The sequence below is a fragment of the Bacillus sp. 7894-2 genome, from assembly GCF_002272225.1.
Classification (GTDB): Bacteria; Bacillota; Bacilli; order Bacillales; family Cytobacillaceae; genus Cytobacillus.
In genome coordinates, this window is record NZ_NPDG01000009.1 from 1 (window position 1) to 19,304 (window position 19,304).

19 protein-coding genes are annotated in these 19,304 nt (G+C 42.5%); 16 read left to right on the top strand and 3 right to left on the bottom strand.

From position 1 onward, the window contains the following. Positions 1 to 53 precede the first annotated feature (53 nt). From CHI10_RS02035 to CHI10_RS22575, 3 genes are read right to left on the bottom strand one after another with little or no spacing between them, the layout of a single operon-like run. The gene (locus CHI10_RS02035; protein ID WP_095242613.1) at positions 54 to 653 is read right to left on the bottom strand and encodes a class D sortase; all 600 of its coding nucleotides are present in this window, start codon (positions 651 to 653) and stop codon (positions 54 to 56) included. Next, on the bottom strand, positions 650 to 1,522 hold the full coding sequence (locus tag CHI10_RS02040) for a processed acidic surface protein (RefSeq protein WP_286136829.1): 873 nt from the start codon (positions 1,520 to 1,522) through the stop codon (positions 650 to 652). Before CHI10_RS02040 ends, CHI10_RS02035 begins: the two co-directional genes overlap by 4 nt. A gap of 16 nt (positions 1,523 to 1,538) precedes the next feature. Further along, complete coding sequence (locus CHI10_RS22575) at positions 1,539 to 1,835, bottom strand: processed acidic surface protein (RefSeq protein WP_286136831.1); 297 nt, start codon at positions 1,833 to 1,835, stop codon at positions 1,539 to 1,541. Between the two features lie 351 nt (positions 1,836 to 2,186). Here CHI10_RS22575 and CHI10_RS02045 point away from each other — a divergent pair, with 351 nt between their 5' ends. The 16 genes from CHI10_RS02045 (at position 2,187) to CHI10_RS02120 (ending at position 19,192) form a co-directional block, all read left to right on the top strand. After that, positions 2,187 to 5,582, top strand: coding sequence for a hypothetical protein (locus tag CHI10_RS02045; protein WP_286136833.1), 3,396 nt, complete (start codon positions 2,187 to 2,189; stop codon positions 5,580 to 5,582). A gap of 197 nt (positions 5,583 to 5,779) precedes the next feature. Continuing rightward, positions 5,780 to 7,087 carry a phenylacetate--CoA ligase family protein gene (locus CHI10_RS02050; RefSeq protein ID WP_095242615.1) on the top strand — a complete coding sequence of 436 codons (1,308 nt, stop codon included), beginning with the start codon at positions 5,780 to 5,782 and terminating at the stop codon, positions 7,085 to 7,087. A gap of 34 nt (positions 7,088 to 7,121) precedes the next feature. Next, positions 7,122 to 8,081 (top strand): 1,2-phenylacetyl-CoA epoxidase subunit PaaA, encoded by a 960-nt coding sequence (paaA, locus tag CHI10_RS02055; protein WP_095242616.1) that lies wholly within the window; start codon positions 7,122 to 7,124, stop codon positions 8,079 to 8,081. A 9-nt stretch (positions 8,082 to 8,090) separates the two neighbouring features. Next, positions 8,091 to 8,456, top strand: a complete 366-nt coding sequence (gene paaB, locus CHI10_RS02060) for a 1,2-phenylacetyl-CoA epoxidase subunit PaaB (RefSeq protein WP_179288928.1) — start codon at positions 8,091 to 8,093, stop codon at positions 8,454 to 8,456. Next, positions 8,449 to 9,270: a 1,2-phenylacetyl-CoA epoxidase subunit PaaC gene (gene paaC / locus CHI10_RS02065; protein WP_095242618.1), complete on the top strand. Its 822-nt coding sequence runs from the start codon at positions 8,449 to 8,451 to the stop codon at positions 9,268 to 9,270. The genes paaB and paaC overlap by 8 nt, the downstream gene beginning before the upstream one ends. A gap of 21 nt (positions 9,271 to 9,291) precedes the next feature. Continuing rightward, entirely contained in the window at positions 9,292 to 9,789 is a 498-nt protein-coding gene (gene paaD / locus CHI10_RS02070; RefSeq protein WP_095242619.1) for a 1,2-phenylacetyl-CoA epoxidase subunit PaaD, read from the top strand. Between the two features lie 64 nt (positions 9,790 to 9,853). After that, positions 9,854 to 10,162: an EthD family reductase gene (locus CHI10_RS02075; RefSeq protein ID WP_009334759.1), complete on the top strand. Its 309-nt coding sequence runs from the start codon at positions 9,854 to 9,856 to the stop codon at positions 10,160 to 10,162. After that, the gene (locus CHI10_RS02080; RefSeq protein ID WP_095242620.1) at positions 10,155 to 10,934 is read left to right on the top strand and encodes an enoyl-CoA hydratase-related protein; all 780 of its coding nucleotides are present in this window, start codon (positions 10,155 to 10,157) and stop codon (positions 10,932 to 10,934) included. The genes CHI10_RS02075 and CHI10_RS02080 overlap by 8 nt, the downstream gene beginning before the upstream one ends. Before the next feature lie 18 nt (positions 10,935 to 10,952). Beyond that, positions 10,953 to 11,726 carry an enoyl-CoA hydratase-related protein gene (locus CHI10_RS02085; protein ID WP_095242621.1) on the top strand — a complete coding sequence of 258 codons (774 nt, stop codon included), beginning with the start codon at positions 10,953 to 10,955 and terminating at the stop codon, positions 11,724 to 11,726. A 163-nt stretch (positions 11,727 to 11,889) separates the two neighbouring features. After that, entirely contained in the window at positions 11,890 to 12,756 is an 867-nt protein-coding gene (locus CHI10_RS02090) for a 3-hydroxyacyl-CoA dehydrogenase (RefSeq protein ID WP_095242622.1), read from the top strand. Then, entirely contained in the window at positions 12,753 to 13,949 is a 1,197-nt protein-coding gene (locus CHI10_RS02095; protein ID WP_095242623.1) for a thiolase family protein, read from the top strand. Before CHI10_RS02090 ends, CHI10_RS02095 begins: the two co-directional genes overlap by 4 nt. A 172-nt stretch (positions 13,950 to 14,121) precedes the next feature. Next, positions 14,122 to 14,997, top strand: coding sequence for a phenylacetic acid degradation operon negative regulatory protein PaaX (gene paaX, locus CHI10_RS02100; RefSeq protein ID WP_095242624.1), 876 nt, complete (start codon positions 14,122 to 14,124; stop codon positions 14,995 to 14,997). 110 nt (positions 14,998 to 15,107) lie between these two features. After that, positions 15,108 to 16,058 carry an NAD(P)H-dependent flavin oxidoreductase gene (locus tag CHI10_RS02105; protein WP_095242625.1) on the top strand — a complete coding sequence of 317 codons (951 nt, stop codon included), beginning with the start codon at positions 15,108 to 15,110 and terminating at the stop codon, positions 16,056 to 16,058. 245 nt (positions 16,059 to 16,303) lie between these two features. Then, positions 16,304 to 17,314 (top strand): ABC transporter substrate-binding protein, encoded by a 1,011-nt coding sequence (locus CHI10_RS02110; protein ID WP_095242626.1) that lies wholly within the window; start codon positions 16,304 to 16,306, stop codon positions 17,312 to 17,314. A gap of 77 nt (positions 17,315 to 17,391) precedes the next feature. Further along, the gene (locus CHI10_RS02115) at positions 17,392 to 18,423 is read left to right on the top strand and encodes an ABC transporter permease (RefSeq protein ID WP_095242627.1); all 1,032 of its coding nucleotides are present in this window, start codon (positions 17,392 to 17,394) and stop codon (positions 18,421 to 18,423) included. Beyond that, positions 18,398 to 19,192, top strand: coding sequence for an ABC transporter ATP-binding protein (locus CHI10_RS02120; protein WP_095242628.1), 795 nt, complete (start codon positions 18,398 to 18,400; stop codon positions 19,190 to 19,192). Before CHI10_RS02115 ends, CHI10_RS02120 begins: the two co-directional genes overlap by 26 nt. The last annotated feature ends 112 nt before the right edge of the window (positions 19,193 to 19,304 follow it).

Consider the following 19,304-nt stretch of genomic DNA (forward strand, 5'->3'; position numbering starts at 1 on the left):
AAAAGGAAGGCCAGAATCGGCCTCCCCCTGAGCCCGCCTAATAAGCGGGCTTTTTACTTTCTTACTAAATCCCCAATCAGAATATACCTCTGTGGTGCATCTCCAATAAAATTAAAAGGGTAACAGGTGGTTACAGTCAGAGTTGCCCTAGGTTTAGGAACAATAACGGTTCTGTCGTCTGCATCGACAATTCTGATTTTACGCACCTTATAGGTAAATTCCCCGGCAGAAGTACTCACGACAAGAAGATCGCCTTTCATTACTTCTCCAAGTTTACGAAAGACGGTATCCCGGTGGCCGGACAGGACGGAATTGTCTTCTTCTCCAGGGAGGACGCTGCCTGCATAATGGCCAACACCTTTTTCAAGCTCATCTTCATCTGTGCCATGAAAGATTGGCAAATCCGCTGATATCTTCGGAATTGACAAAACACCCATTTCTTCGCCCACTTTTGGCCTGACACTGTAAAGGCTATGTGGTTCTGTTTTTTGTGAGGACTTCACTTCTGTTTTTATATTACCTTTGGGGGACTCTATATGGACTGTAGTCTTTTGACTACTCATATATGGCATAAGATTTGAGGCGGCAAGCCAAACCCCGCCCAAAATAAAAGCCAGACCAATAACTGCTTTTAAAGTGGGTTTTCTTATCACGCCTCTTTCACTTTCCGTCTGAGTAAAATGGCAATCCCTATTAGGAGAAGTCCAATGCCTGCTAAAACTCTTACAAAATAGTTTCCTGCTGTGTTTGGCAGTTTTCCGCCTTTCACAGTTTTTACATGCTTTGAAACCTGTTTCACTTTATCAGGATTTTGTTTTTTAATTACTGTTTCAGCCTGATTCATATCTGACACGGTGTCTTCTATTAGCTCAGAACTGAACATCTCAGCTGTAATAATCATATCTGCCAGGAACTGGCCTTGTGTATTATATAGCTCTATGAGCAGGTCATAGCCTTTGGTATCTTCTAAAGCTATCATTTCAGCTGTTGTTAAATGGATCTTTTCACCATCTTTCACAAGGTAAAACTCAGCATCAAGTTGGAAGAGATTCATCATTTCCTGCATAATGCTGATAAGATCAGCAATTTCTGTTTCAGTTAAGTCGTCGGCACTGTCAAATTCACCAAATGCCATTAACCGGCTTTCAAGGTCCATCATTTTATTAAGCAATTCTGGATTCTCGAAATCCAAAGTCAAAAAATGTGCAAATAATGCTTCAAGTTCTTCAGCGGTAAGATCAATGTCTCCAAGTATTTGAGTCATTTCGTCTTCACCGGGCATTTCATCACCGCCCAGATAAATGGAAACTATGATATCAAGATCCTCAATATATTCGTAGTTTTCAAGTGAGTCATCGTTCTCCTCCAGCAGAGAAATGAGCTCCTCTTTTGTAAGTCCGTAATCATTTAATAGCTGCTTTAGAGTTTCGTCGTTAATTTCAGTGCCTGTATAGGTTAAAAAAGAAACAGTTGTATCCAATGCATCAATATATTTGAAAACATCGCGAACATCATCAGCCACTTCCATTTCCCCATTCTCAATGAGCAGTGCCCGTTAATTCCTCCTCATTTTCAAAACCATAGTCAGCCAGCAGCTGCTGAAGATTTTCTTCAGTAATAGGCTCACCAAGATATTCAATCATTTCTTCGATGGTCTCGAAATCTTCAATACTCATATCCCAAAAGTATTCCAGATGGTCATTTAAGCCTTCTTCAGACCATTTTGTTTCCTTCAGGAAATTTGCCACTTCCTCATCACTTGGAGCTGCCAGGCTGACAGCCGGAAACAGGCTGAGCAAAAGGATTGATGCTATAACAATACTTACTATTTTCAATGGTGGTTCCTCCAAATAAAATAATTACTTCTAGAATAATATAATGGAGAAAATATTTTTCGGATAGAATTGTTATTTGGAATTTTATTAGCTATAATATTTGGTTTTTTTGCAGCAGAAAGGGACGGAGGAAATACTTATTTTTCAAGGGGGTTAATAATTGGGAGCTTGGAATTCAGGTCAAACCAGCGACTTATTTTCCTTATTCCACCATTTTTTCCTATAATTAAATAAAATTTGTATAAACCTCCTTGCGAAGTAATAAGTGCTAAAACAGGGATTGATTTATTTGTTCGAAATGTGTAATATTACACTAATAGAACCAAGCGAATATTATTCTATCTAAAAGAGGTGGATCCCTTGAACCCACAAACAGAAAAATATCATCACGACATATTTCATGCTGAACTCAGTAAATTGAAAGAGAAGGACTATATTTCATCAGAACATTATGAAATGACTCTAAAAGCCCATCATCAGTACTATCAGGACCTTGAAGAGCTGAAAAGAGAGCACATTCAGGCGGCAAAAGCTGCAGAAGAAAATAGACAAAAGGCTATTCTGCCGGCAAAAGAAACTTTGAAAAAGAAGGTATCTCAGGAAGAAATCCGTGAAAGAAACATTTCCTGGCTGCTGAATATTGGAGTCATCCTGCTCCTGATCGGCGGACTTTTTGTGGCAACAAGCAACTGGGCGACAATGTCGAATTTCATGAAAAGTGCATCCATTGCAGTGGTTTCCCTTCTTTTCTATGGCTTTGCGTTTATTTCCGGAAAGCTGCTGAAAATTGAAAGAACATCATTTGCTTTCATTGTACTTGGTAGTTTATTTTTGCCCATATTTATTTTGTCTGTCGGCTGGTTTGAACTGCTTGGCCCGTATCTTTCTTTTTATGGGGAAGGACGCTATATACTTGGAACGGCTGGCAGTTTAATGATCTTTCCAGTGTATTGTGTATTTGCACATAAACTGGGCTCACGTCTTTTTGTCTGGTTTGCTTATTTTGCCATGACTGCATGTGCTGGTTATACCCTGGCAGCATTCAGCCTTGAAAATGACAGCTTTTATCTTGGATTGATGGTTTTCAATGCTCTTCTGTCTGCAGCTTATCATCGCATGAAAAAGCATGCCAATCTTAAATTGTTTTCGAAAGAACTGGTTTACTTTGCTCAAATCAATTTAGTGATCTCTACTTTATTGATGCTTGTCTTTTTCAATAGCCATGTTTTTTACAGTGTGAATATCCTGCTGACTGCAGCTGTGTATTTATCGATGGTGTATGTAACAGGCAGGAAGGAGTTTCATTTCGTCTTCAGCTTACTGATTGTCTATGGTGCCTATCAGCTGATTGAAAATAGTATGTTAGATGCAGCTGGCCCGGTTTTCTATGCGCTAGCAGGAATTGGTTTTCTGTTTGTTCCTATGGTTATGGATAAGCAATATTCCTGGGAGAAGATTTTCAGACTGACCAGTGCAGGAGTTTCGATACTTGCTTTTCTTTATATTTCAATCGAAGGAATCCTATTAACGGCCGGGGAACCCTCTGTATCACTGCTGCTGGCTTATACAATACTCGCGGGGCAGTTTATATATTTGGCAAATATTATGGGAAACAGGCTGTTTGCTTATCTGGCACCTGTGTTTTTAGCTTCTGCCCTATTCCAAGCAGTTCTTATGCTGGATAAAGCCATCCCGTTCACCAATCTATCTATACCTGTTTTCATCATTGGCTTTGTGCTTTTTATCAGTTTAGGGTATCTGCTTAAATATCCGTTCTTAAAAGTCGTGGAATCAAGCTCACGCGATGTGGCAGTCAGTATTATGCTGTTTGCGCCTGTAATAGCTGCAGGACTTCTTGATTGGCTTGCTGCAGGCACCATGCTATTAATCTTCAGCTTTGTGCTGTACCTCATGAATAAGGCTGAAAATAGAATCTTTTATACAGAAACGATTCCCTGGGCTACTCCATTGACAATCGGGTTTGCCTTTATGTTTTATGGTGAACATCTGCGAAGTTATTCAAGCTTTTATCAGAATGAGCTGGGTATGGCCATGAATACCGTAATGGCAAGTATAGCCCTCCTTATCCTTTATGTCATTCTTTCTAAGAAAGGGCACCAAACTCAAGCCAAAAACGTGTTTTTAATTTCGCTGGGATTTTATACAATCTCACTGTTTACTGCCACTGCTTTGACGATCAATGAAGTTTGGATGAGACCTGCAGTATTTATAGGCGGTATAGCAATGTACCTTGCCCTGTATCAATTCCATAAGCAAAGCTGGATTCCGTTTGTGACAGCATCGATTTCACTTTTTGCTTACTTTATGATTTTGATTGGTTTACCATTTAACATTACATTTTTTAATTGGGTTCAATTTCCTTTAGGGGCATGGATCCTCCTTGGTTCGGCTTTTTATATATCAAATAAAGACGTTGTCCTGGCTAGAGGGTTTAGCTGGATTGGCCATATCTTCATGCCTTTTGCCATGATCCTGACATTTTTCCTTTATAGGGAAAATAGTATCTGGCCATTTATAGCCACCCTGGCAGTCTATTGGATCAGTTTCAAGGTTTCTGCTAATGAGTGGAAAGTAAAAATATTCCTTTACAGCTCATTTATAACTTTGTTTATGGTGATTTTGACAGGGATGGAGCATATTTGGGAGGAGAGCTATAGTGAGTATGCCATATTATCAGTCAGCTGTGCGGTACTCATATTCTGGATGACTGGTAAAACTCAGGATAAACAGAGGAGTGTTTACTTTTTTATACCCTGGTCTGTGATTGGGCTATTGGCTTTTCTGGCGTCATATCCCTTTGGAGTTCTCCCGTTTATCGTATCTATAATCTACGCAGCAGGGATAAACTTATATATGCATAGAACCAGGCTTGATATATTAGGTGTTATTCCATTGGTTATACTGTATGCAGCAGTACTTAAATTCCTATTCATTAACGGTATTGCTCCAGATATGAAAATTATGATTGCCGCAGGCTTCGGCATGGCTGCGGTTTTCATCGGCAAGATGGTATATGCCAAAATTTTCATGGGCAAAAAAGCTGATAGCTACACGATTATTTCCCTGCTATTTTTGCTTACCGCTTATCTTTTTCCGGCGGTTTCCCTATGGGCGGAAGTTCTCCCTGGACTCCTGATCAGCGCATTTTTATTTTTACAGAGGAGCAGAGTGGCATCTAAACACTATAGGCTCCCTGGATTGCTGGTAGGAGCAGTATTACTGGAGCCATATTATAGTGTATTAAGGAATATTGAAATACCGGATCTTTTTATTAGAGAGGCATATATTCTCCCTTGGATCACCCTGATTATTTTTGTCAGGAAAGTCCTGAAGGGGCAGTACTCAAAGCTGACCAGTAAAATTCAGTGGGGAGTTCTCATAGCAGTATCCCTGCTGCTTGTACAGGATGGCCTTGCAAGTAATACGGTTTATGATGCACTTATAGTCGGCACGCTCTCTCTGATCTCGATGCTTGCTGGCACTTTTTGGAGGATAAAGTCTTATTTCTTTGTAGGTTCCGGGGTTCTGCTCCTGAATGTACTGCTTCAAACCAGACCATATTGGGGGAACCTCCCTTGGTGGGCGTACCTTTTAATTGCCGGCTCTATTCTAATTTCTGCAGCAAGCTATAACGAATGGCAGAAACAAAAAACAGCAAAAGGTGAAGAGCCATTAATATCAAAATGGAAGAATAACATAGTGAATAAGTTAAAAGAATGGTCCTGAGAATTTTTACCTAGCCCTTTATTATATGGGCTAGGTCTTTTTATTAACTTTAGAATAAATAAGTAAATTTTCAGAAAATAAGTTGACTTTTTCCTGTTTACACGGTATCTTTGTGTTAAATATATAACACTTATTTTATCTAACGATATTTAAACGTTATATTAAATTATTATCCTAATATTCTGGGAGGTCATGTCTTGATTCTGCATGATATTGAAACGGAAAGCCGCGATATGATAGAGGAATTGCAGCTGGACCGGCTCAGGCAGACAGTGGAGAGAGTATATAACCATGTGCCTTTTTATCGGAAAAAGTTTTTGGAAAGTAATATTGCGCCTCAAGACGTTATCAGCCTGGATGATATTCAAAAGCTGCCCTTTACTGTGAAAGCAGATTTGCGGGAACATTACCCATTCGGGCTTTTTGCTGTGGATAAAAAAGAAATTGTGCGTCTGCACGCTTCATCAGGAACGAGCGGAAAGCCGACTGTAGTGGGCTACACCCGGAATGACATCGAAATGTGGAGCAATCTGATAGCCAGGGCAATCTCCATAGGAGGTGGCGAACCTGGTCAGATATTGCATAATGCTTATGGGTACGGGCTGTTTACCGGCGGATTGGGCCTGCATTATGGCAGCGAACAGCTTGGCATGGCAACCGTACCTGTTTCTGGGGGAAACACAGAGAGACAAATTATGCTGATTCAGGACTTTAAGCCGGAGGTTATTTGTGGAACTCCTTCATATGTTCTCAATTTAGCAGAGAAGATGGAGGAGCGGGGAATCGACCCGGCAAGTACATCATTAAAATTTGGAATATTTGGGGCTGAACCCTGGTCTGAAGAAATGCGGAAAGCACTTGAAGCTAAGCTTGGGATTAAAGCATGCGATATTTATGGGCTGAGTGAAGTGCTGGGACCAGGCATAGCTATGGAATGCCATGAAGCTCAGGATGGGCTGCACATTGCAGAGGATCACTTTTTTGCAGAGGTGATCGATCCAATAAAAATGACACCGCTTCCAAAAGGAGAAGAAGGTGAGCTTGTTTTTACCAGTTTAACGAAGGAAGCTTTTCCTGTCATCCGCTATCGGACCGGGGACATCGCCTCCCTTTCAAAAGAGAAATGTGCGTGCGGAAGAACCACGATCCGCATGAGCCGTGTGAAAGGCCGAATCGACGATATGCTCAATGTAAATGGTGTAAACGTATTTCCGTCCGAAATTGAGCGGTGTATTCTTCAGATGCCGGAGCTTGCTCCTCATTATCAAATCCACGTGCATAAAAAGGGAAGCTTAAAAGTTTTAGAGCTTCATACTGAATGGAGCGAAGAGTTTTATAGTGATTTGGGGGAAGCGGAATTCGTAAAAAAGAAGATTCAGGAAGCATTGAAACAAAACTGTTTTATTACCATCAGACTTGTTCTCCATCCGCCCAAAACGCTGCCGAGATCGGAAGGCAAAGCTGTCAGGATTGTTAGTCCGGCAGTGGTAAATGCAGTTACCTGAATGAATTATTTTAAACTCACTGGGGGTGAAACACATGTCAGAAGCTCTTTTCTTTCAAGAGATGACGGAAGAACAAAAATATGAGCAGTTCATGAAGCGCATTAATGCAGGAGAAAAAATTGAAGCGGATGATTGGATGCCGGAAGATTATCGTATGACATTAATCAAATTAATTTCAATGCATGGAATCAGTGAAATTATGGGAGCACTTCCTGAAAAGGAATGGGTGCCGAAAGCCCCTTCTTTAAAACGTAAGCTGGGTATCATGGCGAAGGTGCAGGATGAGATGGGACATGGTCAGCTGCTGCTTCGTGTAGCAGAGGACTTAATGAAGCCTCTCGGCAAGACCCGTGAAGATATTATGCAGGATTTATTCAGCGGCAAACTGAAATTCCATAATGTCTTTCATATGGAAGCACCTACATGGGGGGATGCCGGCCTGATTGGCTGGCTGGTTGACGGTGCAGCTATCATTACCCAGACTAATATGCTTAACGCCTCATACGGCCCTTATGCAAGAGCACTTAAGAGAATTTGTGCAGAAGAGGTTTTTCATGCCCAGCATGGTGAAGCCATCATCATGGCGCTGGCGGAAGGAACCGACGAGCAAAGAGCGATGGTTCAGGATGCCGTTAACCGCTGGTGGGAAGCGCTGTTAATGTTCTTTGGCCCGGGTGATGCCTCTACAACAGGAACTTCGAAACAGGACACAACGATAAAATACAAAATTCGAACAAAGACGAACGAAGATTTAAGACAGGACTTTTTTACAAAATATATTCCCCGCGTTCTCTCGCTTGGCCTCACTCTGCCGGACGAGACGATGCATTTCGATCAGGAGCGGGAGCTGTGGATTTATAAGCAGCCTGATTGGAATAGGTTCAAGGACATTATTAAAAATAATGGGCCAAAATCTCAGGAGCGGCTCGGCCTCCGACGCACTGCTTATGATACTAACAAGTGGGTGCGCGAAGCTCTCAATACTGCAAATTAAACTGTTCAGATGGGAGGGGTACCTTTGGGTAACGAAGGATTCTATCAGGAATTTGAAGTTTTTAGTCAAAGAACCGATACCTCGCCTCTGCAATATCAATTTTCCCTGCTGGCGCCAAATCGGGAGCTTGCACTCGTCATGGCGCAGGAAAATTTTATGAGGAGAGAGGCGGTTGCTGATATCTGGGTGGTCAAACGCTCTGATATTCGCAAGCTGACGCCGGAAGAAAAGCAATCACTTCAGCGTCTGGATAACAAAGAATACCGCACGACTAAAGGATATGGATATCTGAAGAAAAAGTGGCGCCACTATGAGCAGGAAATGCTTGATGAAAAGGAGATTCTTTCATGGGGAGGGATGAAGAAAGATGACTGAGCCAGCAGGAAATATGCCAATCGACGCTAAGATTAAGACGGCACTGACATCATTATTGTATCAGCTGGCTGACGATGATTTCATCCTTGCCTACCGGGGTTCAGAATGGCTTGGTCTGGCGCCACATATAGAGGAGGATGTCGCCTTTTCATCCATCAGCCAGGATACCATGGGCCATGCGGCTATGTTTTATCAGCTGCTGGCTGATCTCGGAGAAGGCAATGCAGACAGTCTTGCACATGCAAGAGAAGCATCTGAAAGGCGAAATGCTGTCCTTTTAGAATTGGTAAATGGCCCTGGTCATTACTTGTCTTCAGCACAATATGACTGGGCATTTGCGGTTGTAAGGAATTATTTTTATTCCCAAGCGAAAAAAATCAGATTGGAATCTCTGAAAAACTCTTCTTATCAGCCTTTAGCCGAGGTGGCATTAAAGGTCAATATGGAGCTTTATTACCACCTTCTTCACTGGAAAACATGGTTCATACAGCTGATGCAGGCTGGCGGAGAAGCCAGAACGAGAATGGAAGCGGCCATTGGGAAGGTCTTAGCGGATTTCGAAGGAGTTCTGAATTTGGGGCCCCTGGCAAAAGAAATGGCTGAACATGGCCTCATTGAAAAGGAAGAAGTTTTAAAGCAGCGCTGGCTGTTTATCATGAAGCCTGTTTTTGAATCTGTCAATCTGGCAGTCTCAGAAGCGGACCTTGCTATGAAGACTGGAAATGGACGAATAGGAGAGCATACTGCCGACCTGGATGACGCATTGTCCACTTTGAGCGAGGTGTATAACATAAATCCGGCTGCAAGCTGGTAAGTTTTCTAAAGGGTGATGTAAATGGAGCAGGATCAAATATTGATAAAAACCGCGTTAGAAGCGCTTCATAATGTTAAAGACCCTGAAATTGATACCATTTCAATCGTTGATTTAGGAATGGTAGAACAGATTAAGGTGGAAGGCCAGTCCGTTTTGGTTAAACTCCTGCCTACTTTTATGGGATGCCCTGCCTTGGATATTATTCAAAAAAACGTTGAAGGCGAGCTGGGGAAAGCAGGGATTTTTGAAAAAATAGAAGTCCAGTTTATCTATCATCCGCCATGGACGTCTGACCGGGTAACAGAGACTGGCAGGATAAAGCTTAAGGATTTCGGGATCGCGCCACCTCCAAAATTCATAAGTGAAACGGGCGAATGGCATGTGGATTGTCCTTTTTGCGGGTCCGCATACACGACAATGGATAACCTTTTTGGCCCCACAGCCTGCCGCAGCATCTTATACTGCAAATCCTGCAAAAACCCTTTTGAAGCTATGAAGCCAGTATCGACTATGATGTAGCAGGCTTTTTTAAAAAATAAAATCCAGAACGTAAAACTATTAAAAATTGAGAGGAAGTTGACACATGGTAAAATTAATCGCTCTTTATAAGCATCCTGAAAATAAGGAGGCATTTGATGATCATTATTTTAATACGCACGCGCCTCTTACAGCCAAAATTCCGGGTCTCCGCAAAATGGAAGTTACAAAAATTGTGGGCAGCCCTATGGGAGGCGAAGGAAAGTACTATTTGATGTGCGAAATGTACTATGACAGCCATGAAGCATTGCAGGAAGCCATGAGAACAGACGAAGGCAAGGCATCAGGCAAAGACGCCATGAAATTTGCAGGTGATATTATCACACTTATGATCGGTGAGGAAGCAGATGAGTAAAAGCTATGAAACTATTGAAGTTTCACAGCAGGGAAAACTTGGTTTAATCGCTTTGAACCGGCCCAAGGTTCTAAATGCAATAAACCGCACGATGGTTTCAGAGATTCTTGCAGCGATGGAGGGCTTTGAGGCAGACTCAAGCGTCAAGGCCATCGTATTAAGCGGCAATGGAAGAGCCTTTGCAGCCGGGGCAGATATTGATGAAATGGCAAATGATCATGCAATCGATTTTGAGCTTCGCAATCAATTTAAAGATTGGGATCGCCTTGCCATGATTAAGAAACCGATAATTGGCGCGGTACAGGGATTTGCCCTTGGTGGAGGCTTTGAGCTTGCGTTATGCTGTGACTTGCTTTATGCGGCGGATAACGCGGAATTTGGATTTCCGGAAGTGAACCTGGGCGTTATGCCTGGTGCTGGCGGCACGCAAAGGCTAACTAAGCTTGTCGGAAAAACGAAAGCAATGGAATGGCTTTTTACCGGCAAAAGAATCTCGGCGAGAGAAGCCCTTCACCATGGCATCGTCAACCAGCTTATAGCAGAAGAACTTCTGCTGGAAGAAACAATGAAAGCGGCTGAGCAAATTTCCAGCCAGGCGCCAATCGCTATACGTCTTATAAAAGAAGCGGTCTTAAAGGCGGTTGACACTCCTTTAAATGAAGGAATGGAATTCGAAAGAAAGAATTTTTATCTATTATTCTCGACAGAAGATCAAAAAGAAGGAATGAATGCCTTTATTGAAAAACGCAAGCCTCATTTTAAAGGAAAGTAGAGGAGGTGTACATAGCGAATGTTTGAAACCGTAAAATACGAGGTCGGAAACGGTGTAGCATGGATTACATTAAACCGGCCGGATAAGCTGAATGCGTTCACCGAACAGCTGAATAAAGAGGTTCAGCAGTCCGTAAAACAGGCTGGAAGGGATAAAGAAGTCAGATGTCTTGTCATTACTGGTGAAGGCCGGGCATTCTGCTCCGGCCAGGATCTTCAGGGTGTAAATGAGGACATGGATCATGGAGAGGTTCTCCGGAGGTTCTATAATCCGATGGTGATGGAGATTCATAGATGCGAGAAACCTATTATCGCAGCTGTTAATGGGGTGGCAGCAGGTGCTGGAATGAGTCTAGCACTAGCCTGCGATTTCAGGCTTCTATCTGAAAAAGCCAGTTTTTTAGAAGCCTTTATTCATGTCGGACTGGTGCCTGATGCCGGAAATCTATACTTTCTGCCTAAGCTGATCGGTCATGCCAAAGCCATGGAGCTTGCAGTGCTCGGTGAAAAAATTAATGCAGAGGAAGCCAAAGAGCTGGGCCTTGCTACAAAGGTAATTCCTATGGAGCAATGGCAGGCTGAAATAACTGCTTTTGCAGAAAGACTTGCAAGTATGCCGACATCAGCGATTGCCGTAATCAAGAAAAATCTGAAAGCGAGCTGGGAATCCACTCTGGAAGATAGTCTGGAGCGGGATGCACAAGGACAGCGGATTGCAGGCTTAACTCTTGATCATAAAGAGGGTGTGGCGGCATTTATGCAAAAGCGGAAGCCTGTGTTTCAAGGGAAATAGCCATTGTACAACGATAAAGTGAAACTTCAATCAGTGGGGGTCATACTGCCAGTTAGACTGCGATAAAACTAGAATTACTTTTAGAATATTTGCCCGTTATATGGTTTGCGAGCATCTCGTATCGGGTGCTCGTCTTTTTTTAAATTGAAAGGGGGATTATACCTTGAAAAATATTGTCGTGATCGGTTCAGGTGTGATGGGGCGCGGGATTGCGTATGTCAGTGCAGTAGGGGGCTTCCATACAACCCTTGTAGATATCAGCCAGGAGCAATTAATCCGGGCGGAAAAAGAGATTGACAGCATCTTTGAAAAAGGGCTCGCGAGGAATAAAATTACAGCCGCTGATATGGAAGAAAGCAAGAACCGTCTTAATTATTCTGTAAGTCTTGCACAGCATGTAAGTGAAGCAGATCTTGTTATTGAAGCAGTCCCTGAAGTGCTGGATATAAAGAAAAATATTTTTGAAGTGATTGATCAGCACGCTTCAGAGCATTGCTGTTTTGCAACAAACACCTCTACCATGAGTCCAACTGAGATTGGATCCTTTACCAATCGCCCGGACAAAGTGATTGCCATGCATTTCTTTAATCCCGTTCATAAAATGCCGCTTGTAGAAATTATTAAAGGGCTTGAAACGAGCGAAGAAACAGCACAGTTAATAAAACATGCTGCCGAGCAGATGGGAAAAGAATCAGTCGTCATAAATGAGTTTCCGGGCTTCGTGACGAGCAGGATCAGCGCGCTCGTGGGGAATGAAGCATTTTATATGCTGCAGGAAGGTCTCGGCACTCCTGAAGATATTGATAAAGCCATTAAGCTTGGGTTGAATTATCCAATGGGCCCGTTTGAACTGGGCGACCTTGTCGGCCTCGATACGCGCCTGAATAATTTAAAATACCTTCACAGCAAGCTGGGTGAAAAATACCGGCCGGCACCCCTCCTTGAACAATATGTGAAAGCTGGCAGGCTTGGACGCAAAACGGGCAGAGGCGTTTATGATTACACTGCAAAGGAGGGTGTCAGGCAATGAGAAAAGCAGTAATCGTGGATGCAGTCCGGACTCCGATAGGAAGATATAAAGGTGCGTTAAAGGATATTCGTCCCGATGATTTGGGAGCCATCGTTATTAAGGCCCTGCTGGATAGAAATCCCATGGTGAACCCTGCAGAAATTGAAGAGGTCATATTGGGAAATGCAAATCAGGCAGGAGAAGATAACCGCAATGTCGCCAGGATGGCAGCTTTGCTCGCCGGTTTGCCTGTCGAAGTGGCTGCTTCAACGGTTAATCGGCTTTGCGGTTCTGGTTTAGATGCTGTAAATTATGCTGCACGCGCTATTTTAGCGGGAGAAGGAGATGTTTTTATTGCAGGCGGAACTGAAAGCATGACCCGTGCACCATTTGTCATGGCAAAGCCGAGCAGCGAGTATCCAAGAGGGAATATGGAAATGTTCGACACAACCATAGGCTGGCGTTTTACAAACAGCAGGCTTGAGACTATGTATGGTGCTGAAAGCATGCCCAAGACCGCAGAAAATGTTGCAGAGAGGTATGGTATTTCCCGTGAAGAGCAGGACCGGTTTGCTCTTGATAGCCAGAAGAAGGCAAAATCAGCAATTGAAAAAGGCTTATTTGACAATGAAATCATCCCAGTTACATACATGGATAAAAAAGGGAAGGAAATTACGATTTCACATGATGAGCATCCCCGTCCGGAAACATCTTATGAAAAGCTCTCAAGTTTAAAACCCATTTTTCAGGGCGGTACTGTAACTGCAGGCAATGCTTCAGGGGTAAACGATGGTGCCTCTGCATTGCTGCTGATGTCAGAGGAAAAAGCCCGTGAACTGGGATTAAAGCCCCTTGGAACTTATATAGTTTCCGCAGCAGCAGGGCTTGAGCCGTCGATTATGGGAGCAGGTCCTGTTTATTCCACTCAGAAAGCCTTAAAGAGGGCGGGACTTGCCATGAGCGATATAGATTTAACTGAATTAAATGAAGCATTTGCTTCACAATCTCTCGCCTGCATCAAAGAACTTGGCGCAGATCCGGAACGGGTAAACGTGAATGGGGGAGCGATTGCATTTGGCCATCCGCTTGGGGCGAGCGGCGCACGTATCCTGACAACTTTATTGCATGAGATGAAGCGCAGGAATTCTAAATATGGCCTTGCAACGATGTGTGTGGGTGTCGGGCAGGGAATATCGACCATTGTTGAGCGCTGACCATAGAGGAACTATTCTTTATGGTCTTTGTTCTAAACGATTGTAGTGCTGATCTATGAAGGCAATTATTTAGTATACCGAAAAAGTTTTCAAACCTGCCTAACTTTAGTACAATACTATATAACGAAATTTTTCCGTTCAACCGGCATGATGAAATGAGGATGAAGGCAAGTTGAATACAAGATCAATGATTTTCACACTTTATGGTGATTATATTTCACACTATGGAAGCAAAATTTGGATTGGCAGCCTTATAAAGCTATTAAGTGAATTCGGGCACAATGACCAGTCCGTCAGAGCCGCTATTTCACGAATGAATAAGCAGGGCTGGGTGAGTGCAGACAAGATCGGCAATAAAAGCTATTATTCCTTAACGCCAAGAGGCCAGAAAAGGATTGAGGAAGCGGCTAAGCGTATTTTTAAATTAAAGCCTGAGGAGTGGGATGGCGAGTGGCGCATCCTTATGTATACCATCCCGGAGGAAATACGCAATGTGAGAGATGAATTGCGCAAGGAGCTTGTATGGAGCGGTTTTGGATCCATGTCCAGCAGCTGCTGGATCTCTGCTAATAATCTTGAGAAACAAGTATTTGATTTGATTGAGAAATATGATATTGCCGACTATGTCGATTTCTTTATTGCCCGATATGCAGGTCCGCATAAAAATATCGAAATTGTAGAAAAAAGCTGGAACCTGACAGAAATCAATGAAAAATACCAGGAGTTTATTTCCCAATACAGCCAGAAATATATAATTGATAAAAATAAGATCCTGAAGGGAAATATGACTGATGCAGAATGTTTCGTAGAAAGAACGAAGCTTGTGCATGAATACCGGAAATTTCTATTTTATGATCCTGGACTCCCTGAAGAGCTTCTTCCTGATAAGTGGCTGGGCAGTCATGCTGCTGCCTTATTCAGTGAATATTATAAAGAATTAGCAGAACCTGCATCCAGATTTTTTGAAAGTGTTTTTAAAGAAGGAAATGAACTGAAAAACAGAGCGGCTGATTATGACGCATTAAATCACCCTTACATGGTTGAGTGAAAAAAGAGCCATTCTTCTGCATAGGAAGCAGGATGGCTCTTTTTTGTATTTCACTAATTGTCAAATTGATGGAATTAATATAACATTATTTTAACGAAGGAGGAATTAAGTTGAATAGATTAACGGACATTTTAAATATTAAATATCCAATCATTCAGGGCGGCATGGGGAATATCAGCAACGCCATTTTGACAGCCGCCGTCTCTGAAGCCGGCGGGCTTGGCACGATCGGAGCAGGAACAATGCCTCCGGAGGAAGTAGAGAAGATAATAGTAGAAACTAAGAGTTTAACAGATAAGCCATTTGCCGTTAACATTGCCTTAAGTGTTTCCCCGTATGTTAAGGAAATCTTATCCCTTATCATTAAACATAAGATTCCTGCAGTATCCCTTTCGGCTGGAAATCCTGCCCCTTTTATATCTAAGCTGCATGAAAATGGGGTGAAGGTCATTACAGTGGCTGCTTCTGTAAGACAGGCGCTAAAAGCAGAGGCAGCAGGAGCTGATATCATTGCGGCGGAAGGGTATGAGGCAGCTGGAATTAATAGTGTTCTTGAAACCACTACACTCGTATTGATCCCTCAAATAATAGGCCAGGTCTCAGTTCCTGTCGTGGCAGCTGGAGGAATCGGTGATGGCAAAGGGCTTGCCGCCATGCTTGCCCTGGGGGCGAGCGGTGTACAAATGGGCACCAGATTCATAGCAACCAAAGAGGCGCCATTTCATCCGGAGTATAAAAAGAAAATCATTGAAGCATCTGATCATGAAACCCTTATTGTGGGGCGTTCAGTTGGCAGGATACGAAGAGTGCTTTCCACCGGTTATGCCAATAAATTGCTGGATTACGAAAAACAAGGGATCTCTCTTGATGAGTTTAATAAACTAACTTCTGAAGATTATCATAAAGTTGGAGCAATAAGTGGGAACGGCGAGGAAGGTTTTATGAACAGCGGGCAAATAGCCGGCCTGATTTGTGATCTCCCGAGCGTAAAGGAACTTCTGGAAAAAATGATAGAGGATGCGGATTTTCAGCTTCAAAAGGCTATGAAGCTATTAAATTAGCAAGCAGGGTTTCACACCTGCTTGCTTTTTTGTTAAAACGATTTATTAAAATATATCAAATTTTTAGAATATTATTGACACTCTTGAGCTCAGGGTGTTAATATAACGTTGTATTTACGATATCTAAAGTAAATATCATATAAATGGTAATAACCATTTATTTACTTCTCATGTAAGCGTATACATAAAGGGTATAAGCTATCAGCAAGCTGATAGTTAAATAAAGTAGTATAGGGGGTCATATAATGAAAAAATCGTTGAAAGCTTTTTCTTTATTAATGGCTGCAGGCATGCTTGTTTTAAGCGGCTGTGGACAGGAGAAATCGAGTGGTCCTTCCTCAGAAGGAAATGAAAAGAAGCAGTACACTATTGGCATCACACAATTTGTCGAGCATCCTTCCCTGGATGCAGCTACAGAGGGATTTAAAAAAGCTTTGGAAGATGAAGGATTCAAAGAAGGCGATAATGTAAAATTTGATTTCCAAAATGCTCAGGCTGATATGAACAATACCCAGACGATCGCTAATAACTTTGTCGGCGATAAAGTGGATATGATTTTTGCAAATGCCACTCCAAGTGCTGTTAGTGCTCTTAATGCGACTAAAGACATTCCAATTCTCTTTACATCTGTTACAGACCCTGTTGGAGCCGGTCTTGTTAAATCATTCGATCAGCCTGGAGACAATATTACAGGCACAACGGATAACCACCCGGAAGGAACTTCTAAAACCATTGATTTTATGATTGATGAAGCGGGTGTTAAAAATATTGGCATCATCTATAATTCCGGAGAGCAAAATTCCGAGGTTCAGGTGAAACAGGTAAAAGAACTTGCAGAACCAAAAGGAGCCAAGATTGTTGAAGCATCTGTTTCAACCTCTGCTGAAGTTAAACAGGCTGCCGACTCCCTTGTTGGCAGAGTGGATGCCATCTATGTCCCAACGGATAATACGGTTGTATCGGCTCTTGAATCCGTTATCTCTGTCGCTGACAGCAAAAAGATTCCTTTATTCGTCGGTGAGCTTGATTCCATGAAACGCGGAGCTATAGCAGCCAGCGGATTCAACTACTATGATCTGGGTTACCAGACAGGCAAAATGGCAGCTGAAATCTTAAAAGGAAACAAGAAGCCTTCTGAAATTCCGGTGGAGCTTCCTGGAAGCCTGAAACTGGTCATCAATAAAAAAGCAGCTGAAGCACAGGGGCTGGAAGTAAAAGAGGAATGGGCTGATTTCGCAGAGTTCTTTGAAGAGTAAAAAATCCGCCGGCTGGAAACGTAAATATCCGGCCGGCTGCTTTTTAAGCTAAAACAAAATAAAGGGTGTGATTCTTAGTGTTTACAGCGATATTCGGTGCATTCGAGTCAGGAATTATCTACGCAATAATGGCACTTGGAGTATATCTTTCGTTCAGGGTTCTTGACTTTCCGGATTTAACGGTCGATGGAAGTTTTGTGACTGGAGCGGCTGTAGCTGCAACCATGATTGTCAGCGGGGCTAATCCTTTTTTTGCTACAGTCACTGCATTATTTGCCGGTTTTATTGCCGGCTGCCTTACGGGTATTATTCATACTTTCGGAAAGATTAATGCTCTGTTATCAGGAATCCTGATGATGATTGCTCTGTATTCGATAAACCTTCGTATTATGGGTAAATCAAATGTTCCCCTCCTGAACACAGAAACAGCCATTACACATGTAAGAGATTTCTGGGATAAAACAGGAATCGATTCTTTTTTCAATGCTATTTTATCCATGGTAGGGCTGGGCGACAGCCTCCCGAGAACATGGGGCATTATTCTCTTTATGTTAGTTGTCACATTGGCTATAAAATTTTTAACCGATCGCTTTCTTAAAACTGAGATTGGTTTAGCTTTAAGGGCAACAGGTGACAACAAGAGGATGATCCGCAGTCTTTCCGCCAATACCAACATGATGGTGATTTTGGGGCTGGGCCTCTCCAATGCAATGGTCGCTTTCTCAGGAGCACTGATTGCCCAGCAGGGAGGATTCGCCGATGTTGGTATGGGTATCGGAATGATTATTATCGGACTGGCTTCAGTTATCATCGGTGAAGCTTTGTTCGGAACAAAAACAATTGCCAGAACGACTTTAGCGGTTATTGGCGGAGCAATAATTTATCGTATCGTCGTTACTATGGCGCTAAGGGTAGAGTTTCTGGAGCCGGGTGATATGAAGCTTATTACAGCAACAATCGTCATCCTTGCATTAATAATGCCGAAAATTATTGACCGCACGAAGGAGAAGAAACGGAAAGCTAAAAGACTGGCAGGAAGCATGAACATAAGTGAATTGCCATCAGGCAGAAAGGGTGAGGCTGGTGCTGCAATTAAATCAGATTCATAAAGTCTTCAATGAAGGGACACCAGATGAAAAAATCGCACTTGATACGATCAATCTTACATTGAACGAGGGAGACTTTGTCACCGTCATCGGAAGTAATGGGGCAGGGAAATCCACTTTAATGAATATTATCTCGGGCGTCATGCTTCCTGACGTTGGGTCTGTGTTTATCGACAGTCAAAATGTCACAGGCATGTCGGAATATAACCGTTCAAAGCTGATAGGCAGGGTTTTCCAGGATCCGATGGCTGGCACTGCCCCGTCCATGACAATTGAAGAAAATCTGGCCATGGCGTATTCAAGGAATAAAACAAGAACTTTACGAAAAGGAGTGACGAAAAAGCGCAGAGACTATTTCCGTGAAGTTCTTGAGAGCCTTCATCTTGGCCTTGAAAACCGTTTAAATGCTAAGGTCGGTCTATTATCAGGAGGAGAACGGCAGGCACTTTCATTATTAATGGCAACCTTTACAGAGCCTTCCATTCTTTTACTGGATGAACATACAGCAGCTCTGGATCCGGCACGTGCAGAGCTTATTACAAATCTCACAAAAGAAATTGTTCAAAAGTACAATTTAACAACCTTAATGGTCACTCATAATATGCAGCAGGCGCTGGATTTAGGAAACAGGCTGATTATGATGGATAAAGGCCAGATTATACTTGAAGTAGATGATGGGCAGAAACAGCATCTGACAATTGAACAGCTATTGAATGAATTTCAGCGAATCCGCGGAACAAAAATGGCAAGTGATCGTGCATTGCTTTCTTAGAATAATAAAAGGATTAGCCAATTTGCCGGTTAATCCTTTTTACATGGAATCGAATCAAAAGAATTTTTAAAGTTTTTACAATTTATTGACTATTCATTTAACGTAATGGTAT

Coding starts and splice junctions, on each gene's coding strand:
- paaA (WP_095242616.1), top strand. CDS start 7,122: ATGTCAGAAGCTCTTTTCTTTCAAGAGATGACGGAAGAACAAAAATAT.
- paaB (WP_179288928.1), top strand. CDS start 8,091: ATGGGAGGGGTACCTTTGGGTAACGAAGGATTCTATCAGGAATTTGAA.
- paaC (WP_095242618.1), top strand. CDS start 8,449: ATGACTGAGCCAGCAGGAAATATGCCAATCGACGCTAAGATTAAGACG.
- paaD (WP_095242619.1), top strand. CDS start 9,292: ATGGAGCAGGATCAAATATTGATAAAAACCGCGTTAGAAGCGCTTCAT.
- CHI10_RS02075 (WP_009334759.1), top strand. CDS start 9,854: ATGGTAAAATTAATCGCTCTTTATAAGCATCCTGAAAATAAGGAGGCA.
- CHI10_RS02080 (WP_095242620.1), top strand. CDS start 10,155: ATGAGTAAAAGCTATGAAACTATTGAAGTTTCACAGCAGGGAAAACTT.
- CHI10_RS02085 (WP_095242621.1), top strand. CDS start 10,953: ATGTTTGAAACCGTAAAATACGAGGTCGGAAACGGTGTAGCATGGATT.
- CHI10_RS02095 (WP_095242623.1), top strand. CDS start 12,753: ATGAGAAAAGCAGTAATCGTGGATGCAGTCCGGACTCCGATAGGAAGA.
- CHI10_RS02110 (WP_095242626.1), top strand. CDS start 16,304: ATGAAAAAATCGTTGAAAGCTTTTTCTTTATTAATGGCTGCAGGCATG.